At 57.8% G+C, this 20908-nt stretch carries 21 protein-coding genes and 1 tRNA gene; 12 read left to right on the forward strand and 10 right to left on the reverse strand.

All coding sequences use genetic code 11. From position 1 onward, the window contains the following. The first annotated feature begins 491 nt into the window (after positions 1-491). From ACR0I0_RS18585 to ACR0I0_RS18600, 4 genes are all read left to right on the forward strand, one after another. Complete coding sequence (locus ACR0I0_RS18585) at positions 492-1241, forward strand: 5-oxoprolinase subunit B family protein (RefSeq protein ID WP_171637973.1); 750 nt, start codon at positions 492-494, stop codon at positions 1239-1241. Beyond that, complete coding sequence (locus tag ACR0I0_RS18590) at positions 1238-2236, forward strand: 5-oxoprolinase subunit C family protein (protein WP_209835342.1); 999 nt, start codon at positions 1238-1240, stop codon at positions 2234-2236. The genes ACR0I0_RS18585 and ACR0I0_RS18590 overlap by 4 nt, the downstream gene beginning before the upstream one ends. A 12-nt stretch (positions 2237-2248) precedes the next feature. Next, complete coding sequence (locus ACR0I0_RS18595; RefSeq protein WP_171637976.1) at positions 2249-3010, forward strand: LamB/YcsF family protein; 762 nt, start codon at positions 2249-2251, stop codon at positions 3008-3010. Positions 3011-3159: 149 nt separating this feature from the next. Next, entirely contained in the window at positions 3160-4407 is a 1248-nt protein-coding gene (locus ACR0I0_RS18600) for a hypothetical protein (RefSeq protein WP_480492491.1), read from the forward strand. 57 nt (positions 4408-4464) lie between these two features. Here the strand turns inward: ACR0I0_RS18600 and ACR0I0_RS18605 are convergent, their stop codons facing one another. Continuing rightward, positions 4465-5859 (reverse strand): D-alanyl-D-alanine carboxypeptidase family protein, encoded by a 1395-nt coding sequence (locus ACR0I0_RS18605; RefSeq protein WP_480492492.1) that lies wholly within the window; start codon positions 5857-5859, stop codon positions 4465-4467. A gap of 279 nt (positions 5860-6138) precedes the next feature. Further along, positions 6139-6840, reverse strand: coding sequence for an HAD family hydrolase (locus tag ACR0I0_RS18610; RefSeq protein WP_171637982.1), 702 nt, complete (start codon positions 6838-6840; stop codon positions 6139-6141). A gap of 93 nt (positions 6841-6933) precedes the next feature. Between ACR0I0_RS18610 and clpS the strand changes: the two genes are divergently transcribed. From clpS to hemF, 4 genes are read left to right on the forward strand one after another with little or no spacing between them, the layout of a single operon-like run. Next, positions 6934-7275: an ATP-dependent Clp protease adapter ClpS gene (gene clpS / locus ACR0I0_RS18615; RefSeq protein WP_480492493.1), complete on the forward strand. Its 342-nt coding sequence runs from the start codon at positions 6934-6936 to the stop codon at positions 7273-7275. 42 nt (positions 7276-7317) lie between these two features. Beyond that, positions 7318-8283 carry a class I SAM-dependent methyltransferase gene (locus ACR0I0_RS18620; protein ID WP_480492494.1) on the forward strand — a complete coding sequence of 322 codons (966 nt, stop codon included), beginning with the start codon at positions 7318-7320 and terminating at the stop codon, positions 8281-8283. 36 nt (positions 8284-8319) lie between these two features. Further along, on the forward strand, positions 8320-9120 hold the full coding sequence (locus ACR0I0_RS18625) for an SDR family NAD(P)-dependent oxidoreductase (protein ID WP_171637986.1): 801 nt from the start codon (positions 8320-8322) through the stop codon (positions 9118-9120). Positions 9121-9125: 5 nt separating this feature from the next. Then, complete coding sequence (hemF, locus tag ACR0I0_RS18630; RefSeq protein WP_480492495.1) at positions 9126-10010, forward strand: oxygen-dependent coproporphyrinogen oxidase; 885 nt, start codon at positions 9126-9128, stop codon at positions 10008-10010. A 3-nt stretch (positions 10011-10013) separates the two neighbouring features. On the opposite strand, the gene ACR0I0_RS18635 is transcribed toward hemF, so the two are convergent. Then, on the reverse strand, positions 10014-10421 hold the full coding sequence (locus ACR0I0_RS18635) for a hypothetical protein (protein ID WP_480492496.1): 408 nt from the start codon (positions 10419-10421) through the stop codon (positions 10014-10016). A gap of 185 nt (positions 10422-10606) precedes the next feature. On the opposite strand from ACR0I0_RS18635, the gene ACR0I0_RS18640 reads away from it, so the two are divergent. Further along, complete coding sequence (locus ACR0I0_RS18640) at positions 10607-11119, forward strand: toxin-activating lysine-acyltransferase (protein ID WP_171637991.1); 513 nt, start codon at positions 10607-10609, stop codon at positions 11117-11119. Further along, positions 11120-12046 carry a Hint domain-containing protein gene (locus ACR0I0_RS18645; RefSeq protein ID WP_480492497.1) on the forward strand — a complete coding sequence of 309 codons (927 nt, stop codon included), beginning with the start codon at positions 11120-11122 and terminating at the stop codon, positions 12044-12046. A gap of 2 nt (positions 12047-12048) precedes the next feature. Here ACR0I0_RS18645 and modC read toward each other — a convergent pair whose 3' ends face one another. From modC to modA, 3 genes are read right to left on the reverse strand one after another with little or no spacing between them, the layout of a single operon-like run. After that, complete coding sequence (modC, locus tag ACR0I0_RS18650; protein WP_480492498.1) at positions 12049-13149, reverse strand: molybdenum ABC transporter ATP-binding protein; 1101 nt, start codon at positions 13147-13149, stop codon at positions 12049-12051. Then, positions 13146-13838: a molybdate ABC transporter permease subunit gene (modB, locus tag ACR0I0_RS18655; protein ID WP_152456975.1), complete on the reverse strand. Its 693-nt coding sequence runs from the start codon at positions 13836-13838 to the stop codon at positions 13146-13148. Before modB ends, modC begins: the two co-directional genes overlap by 4 nt. Before the next feature lie 5 nt (positions 13839-13843). Next, complete coding sequence (gene modA / locus ACR0I0_RS18660) at positions 13844-14623, reverse strand: molybdate ABC transporter substrate-binding protein (protein ID WP_371807781.1); 780 nt, start codon at positions 14621-14623, stop codon at positions 13844-13846. A gap of 294 nt (positions 14624-14917) precedes the next feature. Between modA and ACR0I0_RS18665 the strand changes: the two genes are divergently transcribed. Then, a tRNA-Val gene (locus ACR0I0_RS18665) sits at positions 14918-14993 on the forward strand. A 70-nt stretch (positions 14994-15063) separates the two neighbouring features. Here ACR0I0_RS18665 and ACR0I0_RS18670 read toward each other — a convergent pair. From ACR0I0_RS18670 to ACR0I0_RS18685, 4 genes are read right to left on the reverse strand one after another with little or no spacing between them, the layout of a single operon-like run. After that, complete coding sequence (locus ACR0I0_RS18670) at positions 15064-16305, reverse strand: membrane dipeptidase (RefSeq protein ID WP_480492499.1); 1242 nt, start codon at positions 16303-16305, stop codon at positions 15064-15066. A gap of 50 nt (positions 16306-16355) precedes the next feature. Next, positions 16356-17534 (reverse strand): carbohydrate porin, encoded by a 1179-nt coding sequence (locus ACR0I0_RS18675; RefSeq protein WP_480492500.1) that lies wholly within the window; start codon positions 17532-17534, stop codon positions 16356-16358. Beyond that, positions 17531-18295 (reverse strand): DUF3299 domain-containing protein, encoded by a 765-nt coding sequence (locus ACR0I0_RS18680; protein ID WP_480492501.1) that lies wholly within the window; start codon positions 18293-18295, stop codon positions 17531-17533. The genes ACR0I0_RS18675 and ACR0I0_RS18680 overlap by 4 nt, the downstream gene beginning before the upstream one ends. A 25-nt stretch (positions 18296-18320) precedes the next feature. Further along, positions 18321-19718 (reverse strand): amidohydrolase family protein, encoded by a 1398-nt coding sequence (locus ACR0I0_RS18685; protein ID WP_171169065.1) that lies wholly within the window; start codon positions 19716-19718, stop codon positions 18321-18323. Between the two features lie 142 nt (positions 19719-19860). Between ACR0I0_RS18685 and ACR0I0_RS18690 the strand changes: the two genes are divergently transcribed. Further along, entirely contained in the window at positions 19861-20862 is a 1002-nt protein-coding gene (locus ACR0I0_RS18690) for an AraC family transcriptional regulator (protein ID WP_480492502.1), read from the forward strand. Positions 20863-20908: the final 46 nt, after the last annotated feature.

Raw genomic sequence — 20908 nt, forward strand, 5'->3', positions numbered from 1 at the left:
CGTAACCGCCGCTTCCGCCGCGTCCCAGCGCCTCAGCAGCGCCGGTGAAGGGGGTTCTAAGTATAACAAACAAATCCCGCAAGCGGAAAATGACGCCGCAGAGCATTTTTTTGAAAATTCTTAGATAACCATTTAAAAACAGCATATTACAAGCGTCGAAAGCTCACCTTTCCTGTGTCGGTCGGGACTCTCTCCATCGGATGGCCACGACACAACCCGGAAGACACAAGATGGCACTACTATATATAGGGAATCGACCGACACTGAACACAAGGCTGCGCGACTCAAGTCCGTGAATCGACTCGGGACTCTGCCAGAATCTGCATTGAAAACCTTAAAGGCCAGATTTCGAACTGCATCATGCCGAGGGGGCCTACATGATTCCGACCACACCTTGAGCGTGCCAACATTCTGAACACCAATCTTGAACATCCCACCGAGATGAGTTCTGGTCTGGGACATTCGTTTTCGACTTCTTCAGCGAGACAGGCATGACGCGTCACCTTACGTTCCCACTGGTCAGAACCGTCGGATTTGACGGAGCGCTTGTCACATTTGCGGACACGATGTCTGAGACAGCGAACCGAGCGGCGCTGGCCTTTCGATCTGAACTGGATCGGCTTCAATGGGCAGAGGTCACGGAATCTTCTGCCTCGCTGGCCTCGGCATATGTCCGGTTCGATACGCAAATCACCACCCACCAACAGATGCTGCACAAGCTTCAGGACCTCGTCGATCAGAAGGACTGGTACAGCACACCACTTCCAACAGGCCGCAGGCTGTGGCGAATTCCGACGGTCTATGGCACCGACCTTGCGCCCCAGCTGGACGATGCCGCTGCTGCTGCCGGTCTCGCGCCGGAAGAAGCAATACGGCGGCTTGGCCAGTCCCGCGTGCGGGTTTTGACGATAGGGTTCGCCCCCGGGCAACCCTACCTTGGGCCATTACCCCCCGAGTTCAATATTCCGCGGCTGCAAAACCTGACCCCCATGGTGCCCGAAGGCGCTCTGGTTCTTGCAATATCTCAGTTTGTCCTGTTTTCCGGGCCGACGCCAACCGGGTGGCGGCATGTCGGGCAGACGGCTTTTCGGTGTTTCCGGCCCGAGACGACCGAGGCATTCGCCCTCAAGCCTGGGGATGAACTGATATTCGAACCCATTTCCCGCGAAGACCTGGAACAAATCAGAGCCAAAAACGAAGATGGCACGGGCGGAGCAACCTGCGAGGAGATTGCGCCATGAGCCTGATCGTCCACCAGATCGGCCCGGCTTGCACCATCCAGGATCAGGGGCGCTCAGGTTATCTGGACCAGGGCCTGTCCCGGTCCGGGGCCGTCGATACACTGGCCCTTCATGAAGGCGCCGCATTGCTCGGCCAAAGCCCGGAACTTGCTGCGCTGGAAATGGCCGGAATGGGCGGCACGTTCGAGGCGGCACAGAACATGCGCATCGCATTGACCGGTGCGCAGATGCAGGCCAGCATTGATGGCAGCCCCGTGGCCTGGAATGCCTCGCATCACCTGAAGCCCGGACAACGGCTGGTCATCGGTGCGCTTCTGCAAGGCAATTACGGCTATCTTCATTTGGGGGGCGGTATCGATTCAGAGGTTTTTCTTGGATCTCGATCCGCGCATCTGACGGCACGGATCGGGCGAGCGGTGAAGCCGGGCGACCGGCTGACCTGTGGCGCGGAGGCAGGCGACGCTGGTTTGAAACTGCCCCCTTCCGAACGCTTCTCGGGTGGCGTTCTGCGTGTCGTCGCCAGCTTCCAGACGTCCTTGTTTGATGACGCAACGCTTGATCGGTTTGCGCGCACCTCATTCCATCGTGGCGCACGCGCCAACCGGATGGGGATGCAAGTCAACAGTGACGGCGACGGGTTTGCGGCCACTGGCCAACTGAACATCTTGTCCGAGGTTATTTCCCCGGGCGACATCCAGATGACCGGAACCGGAGACCCGTTCATCCTGCTGCCCGAATGCCAGACCACAGGAGGGTATCCCCGCATCGCGACCGTTCTGCCCTGCGACATGCCCCGCGCAGCGCAGACACCCGCGGGCGGAGCGATCACGTTCGAATTTGTCAGCATCGAGCAAGCCACCGAATTGCACGCGGCATTCATGGCGGATCTTGCCCGCCTGCCCTCGAAAGTCGAAGCGTTGGTGCGTAACCCGCATGACATCCCGGACTTGCTGTCCTACCAATTGATCAGCGGAGTGATTTCTGCCACCGACTAAGGAGATGTGCCGATGCCAAGCGTCGATCTGAATGCCGATATGGGGGAAAGCTTTGGCCCATGGAAAATGGGCGACGACGAAAGCCTTCTGAAGATCATCACCTCGGCCAATATTGCCTGTGGCTTTCATGCGGGTGATCCGGATGTAATGGCATCGACAATGAAGCTGGCAGCCGAGAATGGTGTCGGCATCGGGGCGCATCCCGGGTTTCCCGACCTGCAAGGCTTTGGCCGCCGGAACATGAAGCTGTCTCAGGACACCCTCCGCAATCTGGTGCGGTATCAGTTGGGCGCAGCCATGGGCATGGCCAATGCGGTTGGCACCAGAGTTCGCCATCTAAAGCTGCACGGCGCACTGGCCAATATGTGTTCGCTCGATGTCGATATGGCGCGGGCCTGCTATCAGGGCGCGCTGGACGTCGATCCCGACATCATCGTGATGGTTCTTGCCGTGACGAAACAAGAAGACGCCGTGCGCGAGCTGGGCTGCAAATGGGTGGGCGAGATTTTTGCCGACCGCGCCTACAATGACGACGGAACATTGGTTGACCGCAGCCTGCCCGGCGCGGTGATCCACGACGCGGATGTCGCAGGACCTCGCATCCTGAACATGGTCCGCGAAGGCGCGATCATCACCGAAAGCGGCAAGCGGCTGGAAACATCGATCGACACAATCTGCCTGCATGGTGACGGACCAACCGCGGTGCAGATCGCCCGTTCTGTTCGTGAAAGCCTGATCGGGGGCGGTGTCGAGGTGACGACATTCACCCGCTGAACATCATGGGTTAACGTCGGCAACCCAAATTCACGACTGTTGCCCGTACAGGCCTCAGCGCCTAGCATGGCGGGCAAACGCATATTCTGAATACTACAATTTCAAACAATGCCTTGACCCATGGCGGGCAAGAGCAAGGAGGTCGTGGAATGTCATTTGATCTGATGTCTTATCAGCCCCGGGGCGACAAGAAGAACTCGGACTTCTTCAACGAATACCTTCCGAAGATTTACGAACGCCGGACAAGCTCGGGCATTGCGGATCAGGTCGGCGCGATGCGGGCCATCATCATTCAGGTCGAACCCGACGCGGTATTCGACACGATGGTCGAACTTTACGTGATGACACCCTATCGGCACACCGCCAGCTATCTGGGACGAACCCACAGAGTCTCGGTTCTGCATTCACATCCCGACTATCCTGCGCTGATCCTGATGGCGCCGCTCAGCCCCGGATTCGAAGACTTTATCCCCCGCATCAATCGCATGTATCCACTGGCGCGCAACACACCGCAGACGCGCTATGTCGGCGAGGTATTTGCTGCCTGTGATCTGGACGCGCTGACCCATGCACTTGAGGATCAGAACATACGTTTCGAATATCCCGGAGATACCGAGAACCCGTTCTACACATCGGACGGGTTCCGATTCACCACCCCGTCCGATTTCACCTGCAACCGCGTCGGGTATTCGACCCACGACTTTAACGACACCGACAGTCTGGGCCTTGGGGATCGCGTGTTGCTGAGCGACACGGAACAGGCCCGTCTGGAACAGGCCGCCGCCTTTGGAACCGAAAGCAAAATCGCCCCGCTGATGCTGGGAATCGACCATCTTGCGACGCGGGTCCTGGCGGGCGAGCGCGAGGATGCGATCCTCGAGTTTCTGACCATGGTGCCCTATTATTTCTGGGGCGCTTACAACATATTCGACATGAACTCATCGACCAACGTGAACCGCAACGGCAATGTGGACGATGACAAAAAATCTCCGGCCAAGGTATTCACCGCAAACAACACGCCATCCTTCGTCAACTCCTTCGCCAAACTGCCGATGCCGACCGAGGATTTCGTGCGCAATTTTGGCCGTCGTCTGCACCACATGGCCGTCGAGATTCAGGATGGCAATCACGGCGCCGGGGAAAAGAACGTCGATTTCGTTGTGAACACCCTGAAGGACAAGGGTGTGCCGTTCCTGGCCCATGTGGTGGGCGAGTGCAAAGACGACCCGAACCTGAAACAGATCTTCTCGAAACACTCCAAGCATACCCTGCTGATTACCGAGTATATCGAGCGGTGCCACAAATATGATGGGTTCTTCACCAAGGACAATGTCGCCGCCCTGACAGCCGCCGCCGGACAGGACGAACAATACCAGCACGGTCACGTTTTCGATTGAAAAAAGGGCTGCGGAATACCGCAGCCCAGACCCATTCAGGAGAGAATATGCCGAACCTTATGATGGCCCGATCATGAAACAGGTGACGTTGCGGGCCTGCAAACGGCGACAGGCCAGATCCGCCTGTTCGCGGGTCATGCCCTGAAAGGTTGCGTCAAACCCGCGCGCGCTTTGGTTCACTTTGCGCAGCGTGCCTTCCAGTGTGGTCATTTCCGACAATGCGGTTTTCAGCAAAACCTTCTCGGCCTCATACCGCGTGGTATAGCGCCCCACATTGACCCCCCACAGGTGCCCACCTGACGAAGACAGCCGAGTGACAACCTCCTGCTCAGGCTCTGGCTGCTTGGTGGAATCCGTCGAAGCCAGAACCAGATTGTCGGGGCGCAATGCCGGACGGGTATCGGATGTTTCCACCGGCGGTGCCGTTGGTGCGATATCCGCTTTGGCAATGGCCGCCGCGATCGCGCTGTTAATGCGTCCACGATTCTCATCAGCTGTCACAGCAACCGCGCTTGCGACTTGCGTCGACGCGGAGGGGCGCCGAACCGGGCGCAAACTGGATTTTGGCGCGCCGCTCACGCTGGCGACCTGCGTCCCGACACCCAATCCGGTATTTCCAGCATAGGCAGGTCGGGCAGGTTTGCGAATGGGCGCACGGGACGGGGCGCGGCGGAAACCCAAATCCAGAAGCTCGGCAACCTTGGCATTCCGAGAGGCGCCGGACTTTCCGCCGAAAACGGTGGCGATGATGCGTTCATCCTTGCGTTTTGCCGATGCCACAAGATTGAACCCCGCCGCACGGGTGTAACCGGTTTTGATGCCGTCGGCGCCTTTGTAGGCCGCCAGCAGGCGACGGTTGGTGTTGGGAACGGTTTTGATCCCTGCATGCGTCGATTGACGCGAGAAAAGGTTATAGTATTGCGGATAGTCATACAGCAGATGCCGACCCAGCGTGGTCATGTCACGTGCGGTCGAAAGATGCCCCGCCTCGGTCAAACCATGGGCGTTCTTGAAGGTCGTGCGGCTCATCCCCATCGCCTTGGCGGTTCGCGTCATACGACGCGCAAAAGCTGCCTCGGACCCGCTGATGGCAATACCGATGGCCGTGGCAGCATCATTGGCCGATTTCACAGCAGCCGCGCGGATGAGATAGCGAAAAGCAATTGTCTGACCAGCGCGCAGGCCCAGCTTCGACGGTGGCTCGGCTGCCGCCTTTTTGGTGATCCGAACCGGGGTATCCAGAGTGATCTCACCGTTCCGCACCGCTTCGAACGCGATATAAAGCGTCATCATCTTGGTCAGCGATGCCGGGTGAAGCCTTGTATCAGCATTGCGCGAATGCAGAACCTCTCCGGTTCGGGCATCAATCACCATCGCTGCGTAAGGTGCCGCCATGGACCTGAGCGGCGCAAACGCCAGCACGCACAACACCACTATGAGAAAAAAGCCCATTCGGGCCGGAACTGTCCGCCGAATCTGCACGATTTTTGCCTCTGTCTGCCTCGCGCCGCCGGGTATTCCCGGTCAGCAAAAATTATTTTATTATCGTAAACACTATCACAGAGACTTGGTGAAATAAACCGAAAGCTGAGCATTTCGCGGTTTCGTTAGGTTGCCTGAACTGGGCTATATCTAGACAAATACTGCCCAAAGCCCACCAGATGCGCGATTGAGGCAGAACTTGGTCAACACCCGGCAGGGTTTTCGTGGAACTGCGGCCAATAGGCAACATCACTTCAGGCTATGCACCAGATCGGCCAAACCGCCCAAATCCCTCAACTCCCGGAATCGGGGACTGTCGACCGGGGCTTCGGCATGCTCCACCTCCCAGACAAGGCCGTGCGGGACATGAACCCCCCAGCTTCCTGCCTGGATCGGAGCCACAACATCAGATCGCATGGAATTGCCAACCATCATCGCGCGCGCCGGGCCATCACCATGCCGCTCAAATATCGACCGGTAAGTTTCAGGGGTCTTTTCAGACACGATTTCCACTGCGTCAAACAGATCGCCCAGACCCGACTGGGCCAGTTTGCGTTCCTGGTCGATCAGGTCCCCTTTGGTAATCAAGACAACCCGGCACAAGCCTGTCATGCCTTCCACCGCGTCGCGGGCATGGGGCAACAGCTCGATCGGATAGGCCAGCATCTCTTGCCCGGCTTCGATCAATTGGCGAATGACCGAGGCCGGCACACGGTCATCCGTGACCTCGAGAGCGGTTTCGATCATCGACAGAACAAAGCCCTTGATGCCATAGCCATAGTGTCGAATGTTGCGCTTTTCGGCCGCCAGAAGCCGCTCCATCAGATGATCCTGGTCGGCATGATCGGCCAGCAGCTCGGCAAAATGCGCCTGCGTCAGCTGAAAAAAACGCTCATTGTGCCACAGGGTATCATCCGCATCGAAACCGATTGTCGTCAGCTTGTCAGTCATCTCGTTTACGTCCGCTTGCTCTTTTCACCGGCCATCCCCACGTTATATAAGCGCGAAGATAAACCCCAAAACTGAATCGGACAGTTGCCTACGATGCTGGAAAAGACCTGGATGATGTCTGACGAACCGGACAACGACAGCGACGCGTCCGTTCTGGTACAGACGCGCCCAAAAACCAAGCGTCCGCCTTTGTACAAGGTGCTGTTGCTGAACGACGATTACACGCCGATGGAATTCGTGGTTCATGTTCTGGAACGTTTCTTCGGCATGACCCATGCAGAAGCATTCGAGATCATGCTGACCGTGCATAAAAAAGGTGTGGCCGTCGTCGGGGTCTTCAGCCATGAAATTGCCGAGACCAAAGTTGGCCAGGTTATGGATTTCGCCCGCCGGCACCAGCACCCGCTGCAATGCACCATGGAACGCGAAGAATAAGGCTTTTCGCCTGACCCTCACACATATTTGCCGGAATTGCCCATGTCCCCTCGCCTGGAACTTGCATTGCAGAACGGCCTGTCGCTGTCGTCGCCCCTCAGCGTGATCTGCCCTGTTCCAACCCATGATCTGTCGGCGCTTTCCCATGCGGCGCAGGTGGTGCAGCCGTTCAAACCTTTTTATGACCATTTTGCCGCGCAGGGCTTTGACACGGTGCCCGAGGCAGAAAACCCTTGCGAGGATGCAATTGTGTTTTTGCCGCGGGCCAAGGCGCTTGCACGGGCGATGATCCATCTGGCCAGCTCACGAGCCCGCGGCGTTGTCGTGATCGATGGCGCAAAGACCGATGGCGTGGACAGCATTCTGAAAGATGTTCGCAAAAGGGTCTCGGTCGAAGGGCCTCTGTCCAAGGCACACGGAAAAATCTTCTGGTTTCAGGCTGACCCGCACAGCTTTGCAGATTGGGCTGCGCCAAAGACGCAGATCGTCGATGGGTACCACACGGCACCAGGTGTGTTTTCAGCGGACGGGATCGATCCCGCCTCGGCCATGTTGCTGAACGCCTTGCCTGCCAAGCTGGGGCCGCGCGTGGCCGATCTGGGTGCCGGGTGGGGGTATCTGACCGCAGAGCTTTTGAAGCGCGACAACCTTAAATCCGTGCATCTTGTCGAAGCAGACCACACGGCCCTTGCCTGCGCGCGCATCAACGCCTCTGACCCCAGGGTCCGGTTTTATTGGGCTGACGCCGTTACTTGGACGGCGCCAGAGCCATTGGACACGGTTGTAATGAACCCCCCGTTTCACACCTCACGCAGTGCCGACCCCACGCTGGGGCAGGGTTTCATCGCAGCAGCGGCACGCAATCTGACGCGCAACGGAACCCTATGGATGGTCGCCAATCGCCACCTTCCCTACGAAACCACTCTGAACGAACACTTCGCTCGGGTCGATGAAGCCGCCGGCGACAACCGGTTCAAGGTGTTTGAGGCCTCTCGCCCTCGGCGATAAGGCCAGCTAACCTGCCCCTAATTCAGGAGGATTCGGATGTCCTTTTCCATCGCAGGCAAGACCGCAATCGTTACAGGCGGGGCCAATGGCATCGGGCTGGCCATAGGTCGGCATTTCGCGGATGCGGGCGCAAATGTCATGTTCGCCGATATAGATGAAAAACGTCTGGTCGATGAGCTGGGGGAACAGGCAGAAGACGGCAATATTCGGTATTTCGCAGGCGACCTGCGTGAAAAGCTGACCATTGCCAATTTGCTGTCGGCAACACTGGATGCGTTTGATCAGGTGGATATTCTGATCAACGGCGCGCGCCAGGTGATCCAGTCTGATCCGCTTGATCCCGATGACGACTCGATGCGCACCTTGCTGAACCAGAACCTGATGCCTGCGCTGCGGCTCAGCCAGTTGGTCGCAAAGCGTATGATCAAACAGGCCGGGGATGACGATGAGAGCCCTGCCGGATCGATCATCAACCTGTCATCCATCGCGGCCCGCCGCACGCATCCCGACCTGATGGCCTATTCCGTGTCGACAGCCGCGCTGGACCAGATGACACGTTCACTGGCCGTGGCGTTGGCGCCGAACCGCATCCGGGTCAATTCGATTGCGCTCGGCTCGGTCATGAGTGCATCACTGCAATCGACACTGAGAGAGAACCGGGAATTCCGCGACGATATCGAAAAGCACACACCGCTTGCCCGTATCGCGTCGGCCACTGAATTGACGGAAACCGCGCAGTATCTGGCATCGGATGCAGCCGGATTCATCACCGGCCAGATCCTGACAATCGACGGCGGCCGCACATTGCTTGACCCTGTTGCCGCACCTGCGCATTGAGACCCATGTTCGAAACTGAAAAAAACACCGCCTCTGCCTGGTTCCGCCAATTGCGCGACGACATCGTTGCCGCATTCGAAGCATTGGAGGACAGCCACGACACCGGCCCGTTTTCAGACGCAAAGCCCGGCCGCTTTGAAGTCAAGGAAACCAAACGCCAGTCCGAGGACGGCTCTGACGCAGGGGGCGGTCTGATGTCCGTGATGCGCGGCGGGCGCGTGTTTGAAAAGGTCGGGGTCAATGTCTCGACAGTTTACGGGACCCTGGGCGAACGTGCACAACAGGCGATGGCAGCACGCAAAGGCATTCCCGGGATGACCGAAGACCCGCGTTTCTGGGCCTCGGGGATCAGTCTCGTGGCGCATATGCAGAATCCCCATGTCCCGGCGGTGCATATGAACACTCGGATGTTCTGGACCCCGCACGCCTGGTGGTTCGGCGGCGGATCGGATCTGAACCCCTGCATCGAATATGATGACGATACGGCGCATTTCCATGATACCCAAAAGGCTCATCTGGACCCGCATGGACCCGGACATTATCCACGCCTGAAAGAGTGGGCGGACGAATATTTCTATATCCCCCACCGCAAACGCGCACGCGGCGTGGGCGGTATTTTCATGGATGATTATTGCACCGGAGACTGGCAGGCCGATTTCGCCCTGACTCAGGATATCGGTCGGGCTTTCCTGCCCGCTTTCGTGCCATTGGTTGAAAAACGGCGCGCACAGGGTTTCTTGGACGCCGACAAAGACACCCAGCTGGTGCATCGCGGTCTTTATGCGGAATACAATCTGGTCTATGACCGCGGCACCAAGTTCGGACTGGAAACCGGACATGATCCAGACGCGGTTCTGATGAGCCTGCCACCGATGGCGAAATGGGTCTGACGCTCAGAACGTGTCCATGATGAAGTTGTCATAGCAGTAGTTCTGCGCCGACGACGCCGACATGTTGGCCCCGACTTTCCTGACGGTGATGGAATATCCCGGCTTGGTATCCGCCCCCGGCGGCGGGGTCAGCGAGAATTGCACGGTCCGGACGCCGGGTTCATAGGCGCGCCAGATATAGATCCGTTGGTTGTTTGGCACGCCCAGACTGCGGATCGCGTAATCCCCAATTCCACACCAATAATTCACGGGCGCTGAGGATCCGATGGCCTTGACCTCGTAGACACCGTCCGTCATCGGCGTGATTTCCGTACGGAATTGCGGCCGAACGGACAGGCCGAAACCTACAGCCTCGGCCATCGCAGGTATCGATAAAAGCGCGGCAGTAGCCAGAGTCTTGAATGAACGCATAATCCAAGTATCCCGAAACAAGGGTCCGATACCAATAGCATAGTCGGGACGACCTGCGAGTAAAGCAGGACAGGCCAACGAGCCGGCAACACTGACCACATCAAAGAATTTATTCTACCCATATTGCAGGAAAGCAGTACACTCGCTGTAGACTTTTGGTTCCCGTTACACTGTTGGGCATCTCTTTGAGCAAGACGTTTCCAAAAGACTGGTTCGACTTCACGCCGGAAAAATATGCGGATCTGGGCGCTATGTTCTATCTGGCGGGTTTGACGAAAACACATCAGAAACGCAGTCTGGCACAGGTTTTGTACGCGTTCGAAACTCCGTTTCGCCTGGGCCAGTACCATATCTTCCGGCAGCACGGATTCCCTCGTGGTTTTGTCACCTTCGCCGGGCTCAACCCCGAAGCCGAGTTCCGTTATGCGGTGAAAGAAAAACCCCTTTCCGACACGGACTTCACCAGCGGATCATCCTTCTGGATCATTGATCTTGTGGCTCCGTTTGGACAGACCAGCCAAATTGTTGATATCCTCAAGCAGGAAATCCCGCACCCGCGTGTGCGCACCAACCGGATGGACAGTGACATGACACGCAATCGCATCGTCGAATGGACGCGGGATGAAGCGGGCGAGGTTCACATGCGCCTGTATCGCAAGAAGGAATTTGAACGCGTGTTGCAGCAAGGCGAGGGTTAATTGGTTTCAGTTCCGATCACAGGTGAACTGACCGGGGATGTGACTGGTTTTCCACCCAACGTTGAGACGGGACAACCCACTCTGGACAATGGAAACTTCAATCCGGTCACGCAAACCTGGACGATTGCGGCACAACCCGCCAACGGCACCGCCTCGATCGACCCGAATACAGGAGAGTGGACCTATACCGTCGACCCGACATTTTTCGATGGCCTCGACAAAGGCGAAGTCGTCTTCGATTCTTTCTTCATCACCGTCTCGGGTACAACGCAAGCCGGCCCATTCACCCTTCCATTCACCGGCACACCGGACCCGGTGGAAGTGATCATCCGGATCGAGGGCGTCTGTTTTGCGGCCGGAACCCTGATCGAAACTGAAAGCGGCCCGCTTGCGATCGAAACGCTGGACGCGGGTCATAAGGTGGCCACTGCCGATCACGGTCTGCAACCTATCCGCTGGATCGAAAGCAGCAGGATTCCACCCGAACGATTATGCGACGAACCTGCTTTGCGCCCCGTTCGTATCTCGGCGGGCAGTCTGGGGCCGAACGAACCCTCACGAGACCTTCTGGTGTCGCAGCAGCACAGGATCCTGGTCAAAGGCCCGAAAGTCGAGCTGCTTTTCGGCGCATTCGAAGCCCTGGTTGCCGCCAAACACCTGTGCGGATGGCCCGGCATCTGCATCGATACATCGGTTCAAACGGTCGAATATCTCCACGTCCTGCTGGACCGGCATGAGATCCTGAACGCCGAAGGCGCGCAGGCCGAAAGCCTGTTTCTGGGGGAAGAGGCCCTTTATGGGCTGTCCTCTGAGGCATTGCGGGAACTGGCTTCGATATTCCCCGACAGACCGACCTCGGGTCACACCGGGTTCGGACGCGCGGCTCGGCTGATACTGCGCGAACACGAAGCCCGCGCCCTCGCCTGAGCCTAGCTGCTGGCCACAATGCGCCCGCCGACATCCTGCGGGGCCAATGCAACCGTCTTGATCACGGCATAACATGTGCTGCCCGGTTTCAGGTTCAGGGCCGCAACAGATCGACGCGTAACCCGCGCAAGCACATTGCCCGCCGGGGTCTTTACCGACACGATGGCACCCGGCCCCTCGCCTGACCGGATCGAGTCCACGGTCCCGCCAAGCACGTTCAGCGCCGAAAGCCCCTCGGGTTTGTTGTTCGACAGGATCACTTCCTGAGCGGGTATCCGAATCCGCAAGTTTGCCCCGACCTCATGCGCGACACGAGGCAGAAACAGCCGCGCGCCATTGGCGTTCAACTCTGTCAGCCCGTCGGAATGATGCTTTACAACCTGAACCTGCAACACGGCCCCGACGGCACGAATTCCCGCAGGGGCCACTGACGGGTCGGCAAGCATTTCGGATGCGGGCCCGTGGCGAACGGCCTTGCCATCCTGCAACGCAACAACGGACGTTGCCAACCGGGCCACTTCGGCGGCAGAGTGGGTCACATAGAGGATCGGAACCGACACCTCGTCCCTGAGACGCTCGAAATAGGGCAGGATTTCCGCTTTTCGCTCATCATCCAGTGCTGCCAACGGTTCATCTGCAAGGATCAACCGCGGGCTTGCCAACAAGGCCCGCCCGATGGCGACGCGCTGTTTCTCACCGCCTGACAACCCGGCAGGTCTGCGGTCCAGCAGATGACCGATGCCCAGCATGTCGATGACCCTGTCGGGGTCTTCGCGGCGTGTGTTTTTCGGCGCAAACCAACGCCCATAGGCAAGGTTCTGGCGCACGGTCAGATGGGGGAACAACCGCCCTTCCTGAAAAATATACCCCAATCGGCGCCGATGCGGCGGCAGCCACAGGCCCTGTTCCGTGTCGAACAGAACCCAGCCATCTACCGACACCCGGCCCGCCTGGGGCCGCAACAACCCTGCCACGGCATTGACGATGGTGGTCTTGCCCGATCCCGAGCGCCCGAACAGCACCGTCACGCCCGGTGGCGCATCAAAACTGACATCCAGATCGATCCCCGACAGATGGTGGTGCAACCGAACAGACAGGCTCATGATCCGGCCACCCGAGCTGCAGCACGCCGCCCCACATACTCCGACAGCAACAACGCGCTCATTGCGATGACGATCGATATCAGAACCAGCCGCGTCGCGGCTGCCTCGCCGCCTGGGACCTGCAAAAAGGCGTAGACAGCCGAAGGCAACGTCTGCGTCTGACCCGGGATGTTGGACACGAAGGTAATCGTCGCACCAAATTCACCCATGGCCTTGGCGAAGGCCAGAATAGCCCCGGCTATGACACCCGGTAAAATCATCGGCAAGGTCACCGTACAAAACACCATCGGACGCGACGCGCCCAGAGTTGCCCCGGCCTGTTCCAGCTTCGGGTCCACCGCTTCGATCGACAAACGTATCGCCCGGACCATCAAAGGGAAGGCCATGATCCCGGCGGCAAGGGCCGCGCCTGTCCAGCGAAAGGCCACTACGATCCCGAACTCGGCCAGAAGCCGGCCCAGCGGCCCTTGAATGCCAAAAGTCAGCAACAGCAGGTATCCGGTGACAACCGGCGGCAGGATCAAAGGCAAATGCACCAGACCGTTCAAAACCTGCCGTCCGGGAAACCGCCAACGTGCCAGAGCATAAGCGACAAATATCCCAAACGGCAAAGTCGCCAGCGTCGCCCAAAAGGACACGCGCAATGAAAGCTTCAAAGCTTCTGCTTCGGCAGGCCCCAACCAATCCAAGGCAATCACCTGACCGGCAGGGTAAATCCCTGCTCCAGAAATACAGCCGTGGCTGCATCCGTTTTCAGGTGTTCAAGAAAGGCGTGTGCTCCTTCTTTTGCATTGAGGGTCAGTGCCGCAGGGTAAATTATCGGTGGATGCAGATCGGCAGGGAATGTCGCAACGACCCGGACCCTTTCTTCCACCCTGGCATCTGATTGGTACACGATCCCAAGCGGCGCGGCCCCTGCCGCCACCAGAGCCAGCGCAGCGCGCACATTGTCGGCCTGCGCCACCTGTGTCCGCACAGCCTCCCACTGGTTCAGACTTTGCAAAGCAGCTTTGCCATAGATACCGGCAGGCACCGCGTCGACCAGTGCCATGGCCAGATAGCCGTCTTTCAAGTCCGCCTTGAGGTCATATCCGGGCTGGATCTCACCCACTTGCGCATGATCTTCAGCCCCGATCAGAACAAGGCCGTTGCCCAGCAGATCAACCCGAGAGTCTGCCCGGATCAAACCGTCCTGCTCCAACACATCCATCCAATCCGTATTGGCGGAGACAAACACATCCGCAGGCGCGCCTTGCTGAATCTGCCGGGCGAGGACCGACGACGCCGCATAGGAAACGGAAACGCTCTGACCGGTCTGCTTTTCGTACCCTGCAACGATTTCATCCAATGCGGTCTTGAGGCTGGCCGCTGCAAAGACCAGAATGCCTTCTGCACCGGCCTGAATCGGGGCCAGCGCCGTCATGCCAAGGACCAATGCCACCATCCAAAATCGGCGGGCGAAGGATAGGGTCATGTACACTCCCGACCGGTTTGCTTCAGTCTCTCTGGGGATATCGGACGTCACCGGTGGCGCGCAAGCGCCTTTGGCCATTTACACATGATGGGTCGCAGGTTGAGCAAGGCGTTTTCCATCGATCCGTCTTAAAATGTGCTGCCCACCTTCCAGTCCGAGAGGCGCCCCGAACGCCCGCCTGTTCGGCCTACTGCTGACAATATGCCCCGTTGGACGGCCGCCAGCGAAGGAACGCAAGAAAATCTTCCAGACCCTCTTGCACCTGCCCGCAGGCTTGGCTAAATGCAGCATCACGGGTGATTAGCTCAGTTGGTAGAGCGCTTCGTTTACACCGAAGATGTCGGGAGTTCGAGTCTCTCATCACCCACCATCCTTTCCCCCAAAATTTCTGCGCTGTTCCGCATCCGGGGCCAATCATCATTGATGCCGGTCCCGAAAGTCTATCGCGAATAAAACCCTTCTCGCAATTCCTGCCTGAGACGCAGACGCTCGGGGTATTCTTTCAGAAATTGTTCGGGGGGGGTGCCCTCCCAGACTTGCGCGTAAACCCGCATCTTGTTGCCGCCATAGATCTTTTCGAGGTCTTCATCGGAATAACCTCTTGCCCAGAGATCATCGGTAATTGCCGCAAGGATTTTGGCCAACTCACCGTTGCCGGTCGCCCCTTTGTTGAACGCGTCGATCATATAGCCGCCATCATCATACATGCTGGCGTTTGCAGTCGCGAACTGCACAACCAATTCAGTCGAGAACATGTCATCCGTTGCGATCCCAACGTGGTCGACCCCAACAAGTTGAACATAGTAGTCGATCATGTCGGCGGCTTGCTTGGGTGAGATATCTTCAGGCCAAACGCCGTCCATCATCCATTCAGTGAATGTCGGAGAAACAAAGCCGCCCGATTTGGCCGCACGCAGGGCCTCGTCATCGGGAATGGCCCGATAACACCCGCGTGGCGTCGCACCGGGTTCGTTTGCGTAAAGGCCGGCAGGAACCGAATGCGTGTAAACATAAGGCACGCCGGGATAGTTTTCGTCCATGTAGTCCATGGCGTCGTTGGCCGTTTTGGAACCCGTGTGGCTCAGGTCCAGAAGGATGCCGAAACGCACCATTTCATCGATCACCGACTTGCCCCAAGGGGTCAGACCGATATCGCGCCCGTTATAGGCCGCCAACTGCCCCGACCCGGTGCGGAAGATATCGTTGTAGGCCAGGATCATACTCTTGATCCCCATATCCTTAAGCAACGCCATCTTCCTCAGGTCGCCATCCAGAATCGTCGCCGTCTGGCTGTTCCAGATGACCGCCGTCTTGCCTTGAATATGGGCGGCTTCGATATCGCGGGTTTCATTCACGATCAGGTAATTCTCTGGCTGTTGCGCCATCGCCGACCGGAAGTGGTAGTGCTGATCAAGAAAGGTCTCAAAAGACATATCCGCTGCGGCCAGCGTCATCTCATGACCTGTTATTCCGTTGTCCCGAGCCCGCGCGAAGTAAGTGTGCAGCTGTTCCTCTTCAGTCCAGCCGGTGCCGTAGGGGCTGGCCAACATACCAAGCACGATTGTGTCCTTCACAAATTGCTTTGCTTCATCCGACGCATCCCATGTCTTGCTTTCCTCGCTCGCGTGCAGCGCGGCACCGGATACGATTGCAATGGCGCTTGCGGCCAACCAAGTTTTCATGACTGAGCCTCCCAAATTGGTTTCGTGTGAGTTGCTGCTTTCGAGCCGCATCAAAAAACGATCCGGGTGCGCAGGCTGAACAACGTGATGCTATCCTGATTGGCGTTCAGCAGCGGATTGGAGATGAACTGTAGTGACGGCGTGATTTGCAGACCGGGTGAGATTGAAAAGCGATAGAATGCTTCCAGCGTGAACTGATCGCCGTCGATGTTTCTTGCTTCGGCCCAGTTCAAACCCAAACCGGCCAGATCGGTGTTTCGACCGTAATAGCCCAGCCCGGCAGAAACCGAACGATCATACAGCGCTGCCGTGCCTTTCGACGCCCCTGCCCGAACGAACGGCATCCATTTGTTGTCGACAAACCAAGCCGCGGAAAACACGGCGCCATAATCTTCTGCACGGCTGCCATCGTCGGCCGCATCTGCATGCCAGAGGGTCAAATGGACATTGTCGAAATAGATGCGATCAAAGCCCGAAGTGTAGCCAATCTCAAACGATTTGAAGAGATTGCCGTCCCTGAACACGTCAAGACTTGGATCCGACGGATCGGCGTTTGCGTCTGCAACGCTGGCAACGGCGTAGAAGTTTTTGCTCAGCTTTATCCCACCGGCAATGCCAATTCCCTGGTTGGGTGTGTTGATTGTCGGGTTGGTGTTGAACGACAGGTTTTGGAACCCGCTGTAGGGGCTGACCAATCCATAGATATCCACAAAGTCCGTTACATCAATCTGGCCGACTTGCAGCGTCCACGCGCCGTTCTCGGCCCTTTGGGTCCAGAACAGGTTGGTCAGCAACAAACCATTGTCGTTGAAGGCTGTCCCGGTGATCGACAATGCACCTCCGTCCAGCCCAAGGAATTGCGGGGCAACATCGGTGTATCCGTGCCGATCTTCGATTTTGAATGTCAAAGAACCCCGCTCGGTTGCCTGCCAACTGCCGTAGACACGCGCGATTCCACTTGCGGCCTCACCAGTTCCCAAATCAGCGTTCGTGGATTGGCCCAACGCCAGGTAATCCACGTTGAACCGAAACCCGCCCTCGGCCAGCCGGTCTTTCCACCGAAACCAACCCGGCGCGATGTTGCGCGGAAATTCGGAACGGTATTGCGGATCGGTCAGGCCATCGCCAGGTTTCAGCTCGGCCTCGACCGAAGAAGGCCCGGACAACCCCTGCGCAGACGCCGTACCCGCGCAGGCAATGCTCAATGCGGCAACAAGGCGCCCTATCATTCCGACGCCTTTGCGCCGCCAGTTTTACGATTGCCAGCAGCTCGGAGGCGATCGGCTGCACGCTGTCTCCATTCCAGACCGTCGGCCTTTGTTTCCAGCGTTTCAACGCTGTCCGTCTCCAGTTTGAAGGTTGCATTCATCGGCACAAGCCCATCCACGACCATCATGTTCTGAACCGAGGGTTCAATCGTCAGCCTACCTTTGAGCCGAACGGGTTCATGGAAGTAACTGGGGGCCCAGTCGCCGTTCAACCGCACCCGGATCATCTGATTGGGCGGAGGCGGGGGCATGTGGCTGCACATCCCGCGTTCTGGCACCAAATACGCAACTGCTCGCCCGTCCGGATCGTTCGGCGCGGGAATGGCAAAGCCTGTCAGCGTAACACTCTGGCCATCGAAACGCGGATTTCCCCTTGTTCCTGCCTTTCTCCGCCGCTCTTTCACAGCCTCTCGCTGATCGAGCAGCCAGTCGACATCAACGCCACCCTCGGCCAAGGCGTCTTCAGTCTCGGTCAGAAGCTCTTGCCATTTCTGTCTTTCCTCAACGCTGCCGACATCCTGCTGCAACCTGCCGCGCAAGCGCACGACGAAGAGGACATCGTCAAACTGTTCAGGGCTCAGATCGCGATAAGGGTCGTCGAACACCTGCACCGACGGGTCCGGTAGGTCAGACCAGTCAAGCGTCGCATGGGGCGTTGCCATTGCGGAATGACCGCTCAGGACAAAGCCAGCGAAAACTGCGGCGCGAAACCAAGGGGACATCAAATCTCTCCAACCGGTTTTGGGGTCAGTCCAGTGTGTTCTTGTATATCACACCGTCTTTCATAATCAGTCGGATCGTTTCCGGGCTTTCCGGCCTCGGGTCGGCGCCAAACCATTGATCCCCGGTTCCAACGACGGAAAAGTCTTCAAGTGGGTTTCCGTCGATCAGCAGGATGTCAGCATAGGCCCCTTCCTCGATCACACCCAGTTTCCCGGCCGTATACGGGTTCATGAAATCGCCGGAAAGTGCTGCGATCTCGCCACCGATCGAGGTCAATGTGACCATCGACTGGTAGGGGCCGAAGAACTCGTTGTTGAGATGCTTTTCATAGGCGATCTGGATGTTGCAGGCCTCTACCGAGCCGACGCAGTCCGTCTGGAAACCGCGCTTGACCGGGCACTCCTTCATGTTCGGGATGTAGTTCGCGAAAGTCGCCGAAGCGGAGATTGCCTTTGCAAGGCTCGTGGGTTGGTTCTTGACAGAAGGAATGTCGAGCAAACCGGGATCGAAAGCGGTGAGGTTCGTGGTGATGTACGCCCCCATTTCATTCATTTTTTCAGCGATCTCACAATCGAACGAAAAGCCATGCTCGATCGACATCACTCCTGCGTTGAGTGCGTTCATGATGGCTTCCTTACGATAGGAATGCGCCATGACATAAGAGCCATATTCGTTGGCGACCTGCACGGCGGCTTCGATCTCATCTTTTGACCCCGCGAGCAGTTGCCAGGGGTCAAAGGCCGACACCACACCGCCCGACTGCATAAACTTTAGTTGCGTGGCACCCATCCGGAAGTTGTTGCGGCCATACAGGTAAATGTCGTCTACGCCGCTGACTTCCTGCGCCATGTTCAGACGGCTGAAGTTCGTATCGCTCCCCGGCGGGGCTGTAAAGTTTCCGAAATCGGCGTGACCGCCCCGCGTACCGATGAACGCCCCCGAAGCATAGTGGCGCGGTCCGACGATCTGGCCAGCGTCGATTGCGCGGCGCAAACCGCCATTGGCCCCACCTGCATCCCTGACCGTGGTGAAGCCCTGCATGAGATACATTTCCGCCATCAAGGCACCGTGAATGGCGAAATCTTCCCATGTCGTATTGGCTTCCATGGCGCCGAGGCTCGGACCCATCAGCATCAGGTGCGCGTGGTTCTCGATGAAGCCCGGCGTAAGTGTACGTCCACCGCCGTCGATCATCGTTGCGTTCGGCGCATCGATCGCCTCGGTTGAAACCGTTTTGATGAGGTTGCCTTCGACGAGCACGCTTGCGTTCTCGATGCGGGCTTCGTTAACGCCATCAAAGACGTGCACATTGGTAAACAGCGTTTGGGGTTCTTCTTGATCCTGAGCCAGCGCAGCCGCCGAAAAACCAACACTTGCCGCGACAATGACCGCCGGGCAAAGGGACATTCGCATATTGGTCATAGGGTCTCCCTTCATATTCACGTTTTGCCAAGTGTAGCCCAAAAACTCTTGGGCGGGTTGCCACTTTTGGACTAACATGTGCGAATGTGACCACAAAAAGGGCCACTGAACGAAACCATTGGTTCAAACAAGGGTGACCGGCGTGCCACTCAACTCCACTTCTGAAGCGCATAGCGAAGGCTTTATCCGCCTCGCGCTGGCCGCCCCGTTTCTGCAATATCTCACCGACCGCAAGATCAATCCGCAACCGGCCCTGGATCAGGTCGGCTTGAAAGCCGCCCTGCTGTCCGACCCATCCGTCTATGTCCATTCAGAATTGGTCTATGGCCTGTTGAATGCCTTCTCAGAGTTGTCAGGGGATCGATACCTTGGCCTGAATGTAGGAGAGACGTTTGACCTGCAAGGATGGCCGCCATTCGCCCGCTCGCTGCAATCCTCGAACACTCTGTTCGAGTTTTTTGCCCGGTTCGTCAGGCTTGTGCCACAAGAGTCAAACGCCGTCCGGCACAGCCTTGTCGTGGAAGCGGACAAAGCGATCTATCGGATCGAGCGGCAACAGGAACCAACTGTTCCGCCTGTTCAGGTTACCGGGTTTGGGGCTGCCATCTATGTGCGCCTGCTGCAAAGCGTGGTCGGAAACGCGTGGGATCCATCCCGAGTGCGATGGGAAGGCAGATACATCCTTGGCTTGCCTCGCGGTTACAAGGGTATCGAAGTTGGCCTTGGACCCAACCCCGGAATGCAGATCAGTTTTCCTGTGGACTGGTTGTTTTTACACCATGCGGCAGAGGAGACCGAAGCGCCAACAACCACGATTCGGCACAATGAAGACGTCACCGTGGTGGCCGCTTTGCGGTCTGTCTTGCGTGGAAAACTGGATGAGTCAGAACTGGGGCCGGAGGTTGTGGCCGGATTGCTGGGCATCCAGCCCGAGCGGTTTCTGAAAGCACTTCAGAAGCAACAGACAACACTTCCCCGAGAGGTAAGGCGGTTGCGGGTCGATGTCGCCAAGGAGCACCTCAGAGAAAGCAAAATGACAGTTGCCGAGATCGGTCTCATGCTTGGCTATTCCGACAAGTCCCACTTCACTCGGTTTTTTCGAAGACAGACCGGTGTGACGCCAACCGAATTCCGCCTTGGATAGCACCTGCGCTGCGAATGGGCGGGTTGGCGTTCCACTGCTTCTCTCA

The sequence above is a fragment of the Ruegeria sp. AG6 genome (assembly GCF_056541565.1).